This window comes from Sulfurimonas sp., from assembly GCF_028694895.1.
Lineage (GTDB): Bacteria > Campylobacterota > Campylobacteria > Campylobacterales > Sulfurimonadaceae > Sulfurimonas.
Map to the genome: position 1 here is coordinate 1 of NZ_JAQVKA010000061.1, position 9,374 is coordinate 9,374.

Here is a 9,374-nt window from a genome sequence, read left to right on the forward strand (position 1 = left end):
ATTTGGAGAAAAAATATCTTTACCCTCAGGAACACCTCTATAATAAGCAATATCAGCAGTAACTTTAGAACCTGCTAGTTTTCCGCCAGTTTGCTTTGCTCCTTGAGCAATCTTTATCTCAGTCATGCGGCAAAAGGTCATTACTTTTTTATACTTCTCAGCGTCAAATGCTCCATGCTCATCTCTAACACCATAAAGACCAGAGCTCATTTGAAATATCATGTTTGGTATGTCTTTTGGAGGCTCTTTTGGAAAACTCTCTAGGGGCGCACTCCAGTTTACTCGAAAAAGAACATGAGAAGCTGTGTCATAAATATATGTATTTTGAGTCTTTTTATTTAGAAGTATTGTTCTATATAACTTCATGGCAAGGGCACTATTAAATATTTTTTTAACGATTTTAAATGCTATCTCAGCAAACAAAGAGGTCTTTATTATCTCTAAATAATCACAATCTTTTAAATTTGGTTTATGTGTAAAGAGATGATTTGACGTGAGTGAGCCTTCTCCTGTATTTATAGTTAGGTTTGTAGTAGCACCCGCGATTGAAAAAGCACGAATTGCTTCTGGGCTAAGTGAGCCATCACTCATAGCAGAGCGTATAATAGGTGTATGAGAAACAAAAGGAAACTCTCTATCTTTTCCAAACACAACAGAAGTATCATCGCTTATTTCATTATCATTTAACACGTTTGAAGAGTGTTTTATGATAAATCTTGAGCCAGAAAATGGTTGTGAAACTGAGAATGATTGATAGTTTGGTACATCTTTTGCAGCTTTATATACCCAATCTACTTTATCTTTTGAGCTATAAAAAGTCTCCTCAGCAAAGTATTGGCGAAGTGGCTCTCTTAGAGCTTCAAAAAAATATCTAAATCTTCCTATAACTGGATAGTTTATAAGAAGAGCATGCTTGCGCTGAACATATTTATCATATATATAAAAAAATATAATACCAGCAACTATTAGTATTATAAAAAATTCAATAAAATTTAAAAAGACACCCCAAATAAAATCTAATATATCCATATTAAAACAAGTCTCTTAAAATAGCGTTTTCTGTTTTATCTTCTAAATTTTTCACCCAAATAGTTCCATTTTTAATCTCATCAGAGCCTATAACTGCACAATATTTTACATTTGCTTTATCAGCAGCTTTGAGATGATTTTTTAAATTTTTTGTTTTATATTCAAGTATCACGATATCACTCTTTCTCTTTTTTTGCGCAATTTTTACAACCAAATCTTGTGCTTCATCATCCATAGCCCCAATATAATAACCCTCTTTTTTAACTTCAGGCATCACTATTAATTCCATTAGTCTCTCAATTCCCATAGCAAAACCAACAGCAGGAGTAGGACGTCCATCTAAAAACTCTACAAGTCTATCATATCTTCCACCACCTGCAATTGCACTTTGGCTTCCTATGTTATCACTTACAAATTCAAAGGCAGTTTTTGAATAATAATCAAGCCCTCGAACTAAGTTTGTATCTATCTCAAAATCAATCTCATTTTGTTTTAAAATTTCTTTGAGAGTAGCGAAATCACTCTCACATGAAGAGCATAAAGAGTTTAAGAGTTTTGGAGCTTCTTTATAAATATCTTGACATTTCTCAGCCTTACAATCAAGCACGCGGATAGGATTAGTTGCTATTCGTCTAGTGCAATCTTCGCAAATCTCATCTTTATGTTTTGTAACGAAATCAACCAAATTTTCTTTATATGGTGGCATACACTCACTGCATCCAAGGGAATTTAACTGAAGTCTATAGCCAATGCCAAGCTCATTTAAAATATCACTTGCCATCATAATCATCGAAGCATCTTCATATGCACTTGCCTCGCCAAAGCTCTCAACGCCAAACTGATGAAACTGTCTTAAGCGACCCTTTTGAGGTCTTTCATATCTAAACATAGCTCCATGATAAAAAAAACGGTGAACTCCGCCAGCACGGTCAAGTTTTTTTTGCACAAACGCACGAACAACTCCAGCCGTTCCCTCTGGGCGTAGGCAGACATCATTATCACCTTTATCAATGAACTGATACATCTCTTTGCCAACAATATCGCTAGATTCACCAACAGAGCGCTTAAAAAGGGCAGTCTCTTCTAAGAGTGGAGTCTCGATAAAATGAAAGCCATATCTTTGGGCTATCTTTGTAGCAACAGATATGAAATAAGTAAATCTCTCATAATCCTCGCTCAAAATATCATTCATCCCTCTTAGCGAACTAATCATCTCATCCCTTTACACATTACATAGTTTTAAGTCTGAAAGAATACCATTTTTTTATTCTATATAAAGAATTTTATTTTAAATAAATTTTAATAATAGTATCTTACATATCTACGTAGTAAAAAATTTTAAAAAGTGAGGATAGATTCATGATTGAGTTAACAAAGTTACCATTTGAAAAAAACGCTTTAGAGCCGTTTATATCGACTCAGACAATCGAGTATCATTATGGTAAACATCATACAGGTTATGTAAATAAGTTAAATGAGCTTATAAAAGGTTGTAAGTTTGATGAGATGTCTTTATCATCAATTATACGTGATTCTGATGGTGCGATTTTTAATAATGCTGCTCAGGTATTTAACCACTCATTTTATTGGAGTTCACTAAGCCCTACAAAAACAAAGCCAAGTAAAAAATTACAAGAGAAGATCATCTATGATTTTGGCTCTTTAGATAAACTAAAAGAAGAGTTTATAAAAGCAGGCGTTACTCTTTTTGGCTCAGGATGGGTATGGCTATGCAGAGAACCAAAAGGTATGCTAGTACTAAAGCAGACGAGTAATGCAGATACACCTCTTGCTTCAAATCTTCTTCCTTTATTTGTTTGTGATGTGTGGGAACATGCCTATTATCTGGATTATAAAAACTTGCGCCAAAAGTATTTAGAAGAGTTTTGGGAGCATATAAATTGGAATTTTGCATCAGAAGCGTATGAAAAAACAGATACTCATGTTTTTATAGGTATAGAGGCTTGCAACGATATCCATGACCCATTTTGTCAGGTACTAGATGAGCTTCAAAATCAAGATAGAGTAACTAGTTAAAATAGATTTTTTTGCGTATAATAATAAAATATAAACAAAAAAAAGGGCTTGTGATGCAGCGACATGAGAGTTTAAAAGATCACTATAAATTTACATGGGAAGAATCTCATATCTTAACGACTCTTCAACCGAGGATGGAAGAACTCTCAGAGGTATTTATAAATGAGTTTTATGATTATATCTGGGGTTTTGGCTCAACTGCAAAATTTCTTAAAAACCAGAAAATTATTGATTATCACAGAATAAAAATAAAGGCATGGTTTGTAAATCTTTTTTGCGGAAAATATGATTTGCAATACTTTATGTACCTTTATAAAATAGGCGAGATACATGTCAGAATAGGCCTTCCTACTCACTATGTTAATGCAGCTTTTACATTTGTTAGAATATTTATTATCAAACATATAGAAGAGAGTGCTAAAGATGATGAAACTCTACTAAGAGAGATAATTGCGGTTGAGAAGATTATAGATATAAACCTTGACACGCTTACAAGCTCATACAGAGAAGAAGAGTTAAGTAAATTTTTATCTCTTTCAAGCTTTGAGAAGATAATTTTAGGCGGACTTAAAAAATTCAACTCATATATAAACTTTTTTCTAGCAGGTTCATTAGCACTTGTTGCCTTTTTTGCTATTGGACTTTTCTCATACGATATCTATCTACTCTTTGCTTCAGATATAGGTATAGAGAAGGGGATACTGACTGTTTTGGGTAGTTTGCTTGTTTTATGGGCTGCAATAGAGCTTATTCATGAAGAGATAAACCATCTTCAAGGTAAAGGCTTTGCCATTGGAGCATTTATCATGCTTGCTATGGCCGCGTTGATTAGAAAGGTTCTTATCTACTCTCTCTCTTCTGAAAATGGGAGTGAGCTTCTAGTTATAGGTGCAGTAATTGTTGCTTTAGCTGTTGCATACTGGCTTGTAAATGTAAAAAATAAAGCACCCCTTTAAAAGAGGGTGCTGCTTTTTGCTAATATTTAAAATAAAAAAGAATAATTTATAAATTTATATTGTTTAATATTTCTTTAGTTATGGAGTCTATGTCTTTTGTTGCATCAATTGTGACAAGCTCTATATCTAGGAGTTTTGAAGCCTTTATGATAGCTTCTTGGATTTCTAAGAGATACTCTTCACCTCTTAATTCAATACCATCTAATTTTTTTTGTGAGAGTCTAAACTTAAGCTCTTCTTTTGTAAGTTTAAGTAGAAAAACTTTTTGTGGATATATACCACCAGTGGCAAATCTATTTAAGTGTAGTATTGCAGTCTCGCTAATTTCGCCTTGAACTAAAGCATAAGCTACGCCGCTAACTACACTTCTATCAGAGATAATCATCTTTTGTAAATTAGGCTCAATCACCTCTTTGATATGTTCTGCGCGATCAGCTAAAAATAGTAAAAATTCTGCTTTTTTACTCTTTGTTTTTGCACTAAGAACTATCTCTCTTATCTCTTTGCCAGCCTCTGTACCGCCTGGCTCTTTCGTGATTATTGCATCTTTAAAATGAGCTCTTAACTTTTCTATCTGCGTGCTTTTTCCAGCAGTATCAATTCCCTCTATCGTAACATACATACTTTTTTATCTCCGATGATTTTTTGAACCTCTTTTGGAACAAGATGTTCTGTTTTTGCATTGAATTTCAACAAATTTCTGACAATAGAAGAGCTTATAAAAGCGTGTTGAAGTTTTGGCATAAGATATACAGTCTCTATTGCCTCATCTAAAGAGTTGTTAAGATATCCAAGTTGAAGTTCATATTCAAAGTCACTAACAGCTCTAAGGCCACGAATCAAAACAGTAGCTTTATATGTTTTTGCTAGTTCTACAGTTAGGTTATCAAATCCTACTACAGTTACATTTTCAAGCCCTACTAGAGCGGCCTTTACCATTTCTATACGTTCTTCAAGCGTGTACATAGGCTTTTTATCAGCTGAGAGTGCAACTGAAACAATTACTTCATCAAAAAGTTTTAATGCTCGCTCTATAATGTCATAGTGTCCATTTGTAATAGGATCAAAAGTCCCAGGATAAAGTGCTATTTTTCTCATTATTCCCATCTTTGATAAAGCTTATTTTCAATTTTAAGCAGGTCAAACCACTTACCGATTATAAAATTTTCCATATCATCTAAAGTTTGCTGATTTGAGTAGTAAGCCATAACGGGAGGGGCTATTATAACTCCTAGCATTGATAGTTTATGCATATTTTCAAGGGCTATTGCAGAAAATGGCATCTCGCGAGGAGCTAAGATGAGTTGTTTACGCTCTTTAATTATGACGCTAGCGCATCTTGTAACCAAGTTGTCAGCTATGCCACATGCAATCTTTGCTAGTGTGTTCATACTGCACGGTGCAATAATCATAGCATCAACGCCAAATGAGCCAGAAGCAATACTTGATGCTATGTTCTCATTTTCATGCAAAGTTATATGCAGCTCTTTATCTAAGACAACTTCTGCATGTTGTGTCATAATAAAATGTTTCTCTATATCTTGTGGAAGAAGTTTAAGAATTTTTATCCCTAAATTTACTCCACTAGCGCCACTTGAGGCTACTACTATTTTTCTGTTTTTCACTCTATCTCCGCTGTGTTACTACCTGTAACTCTTACTTTAAAAATTTTTCCACTGCTATTTTGAACGTTTATTATATCATTTACTTTAGCGTCTTTTAGAGCTTTTGCACTAAAGATGATAGCCATACCATCATTGTTCATAGTTACATTAACGGTAGCATCTCTTTTAATTGCATCTGAGGTCTCAACATCTCTGATGGTTAAAACCATATTTTTTGGAATATGCCGCTTTGCCTGTAAAGAGGCTTTATATATATCTTGGAGAGGCTTATCTCTAAATCTATCTAGCCTTGCACCTTTTTTGATAGTGTTAGATGGAGATAGATTGGTGTCTTTTTTTATTACTTCTTTTGTTATATAAACTTGAACATCAGCAATTATGCTGTAGTCAAAAAAAATCTTTTTATTATCGTCTGTTTTTATATTTATAACGCCACTATGTGATAAAAAATCATCATCTCTTATCTGTATAGTATATGTCTTTGGAAGTGAGGAGAGATACCCACGAGGCACTACATGTATGGATTTTATATCTATACTTTCATAATTTTTTTTGTAATACTCTTGTAGTTTTTGTTCCATTTTTGAAGTATCAACCGGACTTTTCAGGATAAAGTTTATATAGTTACTTTTTGCAGTGTAGTTTTTGTAACCATGTTTTGATAGTAGTTTTATAAATTCTTTTGATTTAATTTTTTGCGAATATCTATTTTCTTCAATACTTAGAATTGAGATATCATTTTTTATATATGGAATGATTGATGAGAGTTTTACATCTTTACTATCAACATAATAGACACTCTCAAGTGCTTTATTTGCGTAGATATTTGATAATATTAAAGATAAAAAGACTATTTTGCTAAACATAAAAGATGCTCTTTTGTGACTCAAGATTTTTTTGTATTTTAGCATATTTAAAGAGGATGGTACCAGTGGGCGGACTCGAACCGCCACATATTTCTATACCTGATTTTGAATCAGGCGTGTCTACCATTTCACCACACTGGCTTTGAGCGAAATAATAGTGACTTATAACTTAAAAGATTGTGAAGTAGGGTCAAAAGATTTTTGTTTTGGCCGATATAAGACATATGGAACTTATGTTGCTTTATAATAAAATAAACTTAAGTTAAGTCAAAGTGGAATTGGAGATTTTAAGATGAGAATTACTAGTAATATGTATTATAAAAATGTATTTGATGTTAGCAATTCACGCTTGAGTGAAAGTCTTTTTGATGTAAACAAACAAATTGCTTCTGGACTTAAAATTCAATATGCTCAAGAAGACATCAGAGCTTTTACTGAAACTATGAGACTTGACAATGAAATAACTACTCTTGAGCAGAGTAAAAAGAGTACAGAGAGTGCTATGAAATTTTCAGATCAAACAGATGCTGTTTTGAGCGAATTTTCATTATCAATGGATAGAGCTAAAACACTTCTTATCAACGCTTCAAATGCTTCAAATAATGAAGCTTCTCTTGATGCTATATCTAAAGAACTAAGAGGTTTAGAAGAGCATTTTAAAAGTTTAGCAAACACATCTATTAATGGTCAATATCTTTTTTCAGGCTCTGCTGTTGATGTAAAGCCAATAACTGATGATGGCTCATACAGAGGTAATGACGCAGCACTTAAAGCTTTTACTGGCTCTGGAACAACGCAACAATATAATATAAGTGGACAAGAGTTATTTCTTGGTGAAGAGAAATCAACAAAAAGAGAGATAACTTCAAACGTTATTCAAACAAACTTAAGTAAGAAATATCCAGATTTTTTAGATAAAACAATACCAGGGGTTGCGACTCCAATAAACAGCAATGATACGATTAGAGATTTAATGGGTGATACAGATAATCTCTCAGATGGAGTTGATAATCACTTTTTTTATATAAATGGAGTAAAAAGCGATGGTACCTCTTTTAAAGAGAAAATTTCAATGTCTGATGGTGATAAGATAGACGATTTACTCAAAAAAATTGGTTATATGTATGGAAATACTCACGAAGTTAATGTTGTAAACGTTAGTATGAATCCAAATGGAGAGATAGTTGTTGAAGACAAGGTAAGAGGATCGAGCAAGATAGATTTTCATATGGTTGGAGCAACTGACTTTAGTGGCCTTGGCGGTGCAGATGTTACAAATATAAATGCTCTAAATGGTGGAGAGACAAATTTTGATAATATCATGCTAGGTATCTCAACTGCTGCAAATCCAAACTTACATGTTAAAAATTTTGTTAAGTCTGATTTTGCATCACCAGAGACTTTTGCAACTACAATTCCAAGCATAGAATTTTCTATGGATACGCCTGTGGCCGCTGGTGAAACTCTTTCTATCACAATAGGTGCTAATCCTCCTATAACGCAATCATTTATAAATAGCCCAGAAGAGACATACGATGCTTTAAAAGCTCAAATTGAGGCTTTAGGGGACTTTATAGTACATGTAAATGGAGATATTATTGAGTTAGTTAGTACTCCTCAGGGCATAGCAAATGGTGTTTTAGTAACTTCTAATTTAGCAAATGACAATGTAGCTGTTACAACAACAACTACATTATCAAATATAGATGTTTTATCTGATATACAAAACACACTTTATGACAGTACATCATTTACTAAAGTAGGTTCAAAACTTACATCAAATGTACCTCAAATTATTAAAGGTACAAATGCTTTTGCAACATCATCTACAAAACTATCAGAAGTTGCTGACCTTTCTCAAGGAACTGCTGGAACATTAGATGGTACCTCTTTTGTGCTAGAGGGTAAGGATATAAATGGAAATCCTTATACTGCGCAGATTGATTTAAAGACTGCTGGTTCTACTTTTTCGCTAGATGGCGGAACTACAAACTATGCAATTTTCGATATGGGAATACCAAGATCAGCAGTAAAAGCTGATGAAATGACATACAAGCAACTCAATGATGTTATAAATATGACTGTAACTGGAAACCTTCCAACTCCAACTCCTGCTGGTACAGCTACAGATTATGATAATGCGATAAAAGATGCAGATTTAAGAGGAAGAACCTTCTTAACTTATGATGGAAAAATAGGCTTTGAAGAGTTAAATAAAAGTAATACAAAAGCAACGATAGCACTTTATGACTCAAATAGCGGTGATTTTAATCCTCTATCTAATGCTTCTGTTATGACGTTTAATAGCAATAATGCTTTAACTGTGCGTGATCCAAAAACAGATTTCTTTAAAACATTTGATGAGATAATTAAGTCTGTTGAAAACTATAAACTCTATCCAGACAGTAACTCTGGAGATGCGAGAAGTTTATGGACTGAAAATGCTATTGCTATGATTGATGATTTAAAAGATCATATTTCTAGATCTAACTCTAAGGTTGGTGCACAGTCAAATGCTCTTAATAAGTCATTAGAGAGAGTTGAGATGCTAAAGATGAGCTCTATGGCTCTAAGATCAGCCGTAATAGATACAGATTTGGCAGAAGCTCATCTAACTTTAGCGCAACTTAGCACTAACTATCAAGCAATGCTCTCAACGGTTAGTAAAATCTCTAAGTTAAGCTTGGTTAACTACCTCTAGAAATAGCCTTTATGGAACACTTTTAGCTATAATATTTTTTTTATTTTATATTTAAAATTTTTATAGCGAAAAAGGAAGTTTTAGTTTGAAAGATACTCTATTTATACTCTGTTTTGGTTTACTTATATACCTTGGATTTGCTACAATCTTTGGAGATACC

9 protein-coding genes and 1 tRNA gene are annotated in these 9,374 nt (G+C 33.3%); 3 read left to right on the plus strand and 7 right to left on the minus strand.

Going from position 1 to position 9,374, the window contains the following annotated elements; all coding sequences use genetic code 11:
* Positions 1-1,029, minus strand: a 1,029-nt coding sequence (locus tag PHI38_RS07385) for a glutamate synthase-related protein (protein WP_299854508.1), incomplete at its 3' end; no start/stop codon positions are given.
* Position 1,030: 1 nt separating this feature from the next.
* Complete coding sequence (hisS, locus tag PHI38_RS07390; protein WP_299854511.1) at positions 1,031-2,242, minus strand: histidine--tRNA ligase; 1,212 nt, start codon at positions 2,240-2,242, stop codon at positions 1,031-1,033.
* A gap of 146 nt (positions 2,243-2,388) precedes the next feature.
* Between hisS and PHI38_RS07395 the strand changes: the two genes are divergently transcribed.
* Together PHI38_RS07395 and PHI38_RS07400 are read left to right on the plus strand one after the other, a co-directional pair.
* Entirely contained in the window at positions 2,389-3,066 is a 678-nt protein-coding gene (locus PHI38_RS07395; RefSeq protein ID WP_299854514.1) for a superoxide dismutase, read from the plus strand.
* A 53-nt stretch (positions 3,067-3,119) separates the two neighbouring features.
* Positions 3,120-4,022, plus strand: a complete 903-nt coding sequence (locus PHI38_RS07400; RefSeq protein WP_299854516.1) for a protoglobin domain-containing protein — start codon at positions 3,120-3,122, stop codon at positions 4,020-4,022.
* A 46-nt stretch (positions 4,023-4,068) separates the two neighbouring features.
* Here the strand turns inward: PHI38_RS07400 and tmk are convergent, their stop codons facing one another.
* From tmk to PHI38_RS07425, 5 genes are all read right to left on the minus strand, one after another.
* Positions 4,069-4,644, minus strand: a complete 576-nt coding sequence (gene tmk / locus PHI38_RS07405; protein WP_299854519.1) for a dTMP kinase — start codon at positions 4,642-4,644, stop codon at positions 4,069-4,071.
* Positions 4,629-5,120, minus strand: a complete 492-nt coding sequence (gene coaD / locus PHI38_RS07410) for a pantetheine-phosphate adenylyltransferase (protein ID WP_299854522.1) — start codon at positions 5,118-5,120, stop codon at positions 4,629-4,631. Before coaD ends, tmk begins: the two co-directional genes overlap by 16 nt.
* On the minus strand, positions 5,120-5,647 hold the full coding sequence (locus tag PHI38_RS07415) for a UbiX family flavin prenyltransferase (RefSeq protein ID WP_299854525.1): 528 nt from the start codon (positions 5,645-5,647) through the stop codon (positions 5,120-5,122). The genes coaD and PHI38_RS07415 overlap by 1 nt, the downstream gene beginning before the upstream one ends.
* Entirely contained in the window at positions 5,644-6,513 is an 870-nt protein-coding gene (flgA, locus tag PHI38_RS07420; RefSeq protein ID WP_299854527.1) for a flagellar basal body P-ring formation chaperone FlgA, read from the minus strand. The genes PHI38_RS07415 and flgA overlap by 4 nt, the downstream gene beginning before the upstream one ends.
* Before the next feature lie 57 nt (positions 6,514-6,570).
* A tRNA-Leu gene (locus PHI38_RS07425) sits at positions 6,571-6,654 on the minus strand.
* A 151-nt stretch (positions 6,655-6,805) separates the two neighbouring features.
* Between PHI38_RS07425 and flgL the strand changes: the two genes are divergently transcribed.
* Positions 6,806-9,214, plus strand: coding sequence for a flagellar hook-associated protein FlgL (flgL, locus tag PHI38_RS07430; RefSeq protein WP_299854530.1), 2,409 nt, complete (start codon positions 6,806-6,808; stop codon positions 9,212-9,214).
* Positions 9,215-9,374 lie beyond the last annotated feature (160 nt).

Bases quoted from the DNA above. Each gene is read 5' to 3' on its own strand.
- flgL (WP_299854530.1), top strand. From the start codon at position 6,806: ATGAGAATTACTAGTAATATGTATTATAAAAATGTATTTGATGTTAGC.
- PHI38_RS07395 (WP_299854514.1), top strand. From the start codon at position 2,389: ATGATTGAGTTAACAAAGTTACCATTTGAAAAAAACGCTTTAGAGCCG.
- flgA (WP_299854527.1), bottom strand. From the start codon at position 6,513: ATGTTTAGCAAAATAGTCTTTTTATCTTTAATATTATCAAATATCTAC.
- coaD (WP_299854522.1), bottom strand. From the start codon at position 5,120: ATGAGAAAAATAGCACTTTATCCTGGGACTTTTGATCCTATTACAAAT.
- hisS (WP_299854511.1), bottom strand. From the start codon at position 2,242: ATGATTAGTTCGCTAAGAGGGATGAATGATATTTTGAGCGAGGATTAT.
- tmk (WP_299854519.1), bottom strand. From the start codon at position 4,644: ATGTATGTTACGATAGAGGGAATTGATACTGCTGGAAAAAGCACGCAG.
- PHI38_RS07400 (WP_299854516.1), top strand. From the start codon at position 3,120: ATGCAGCGACATGAGAGTTTAAAAGATCACTATAAATTTACATGGGAA.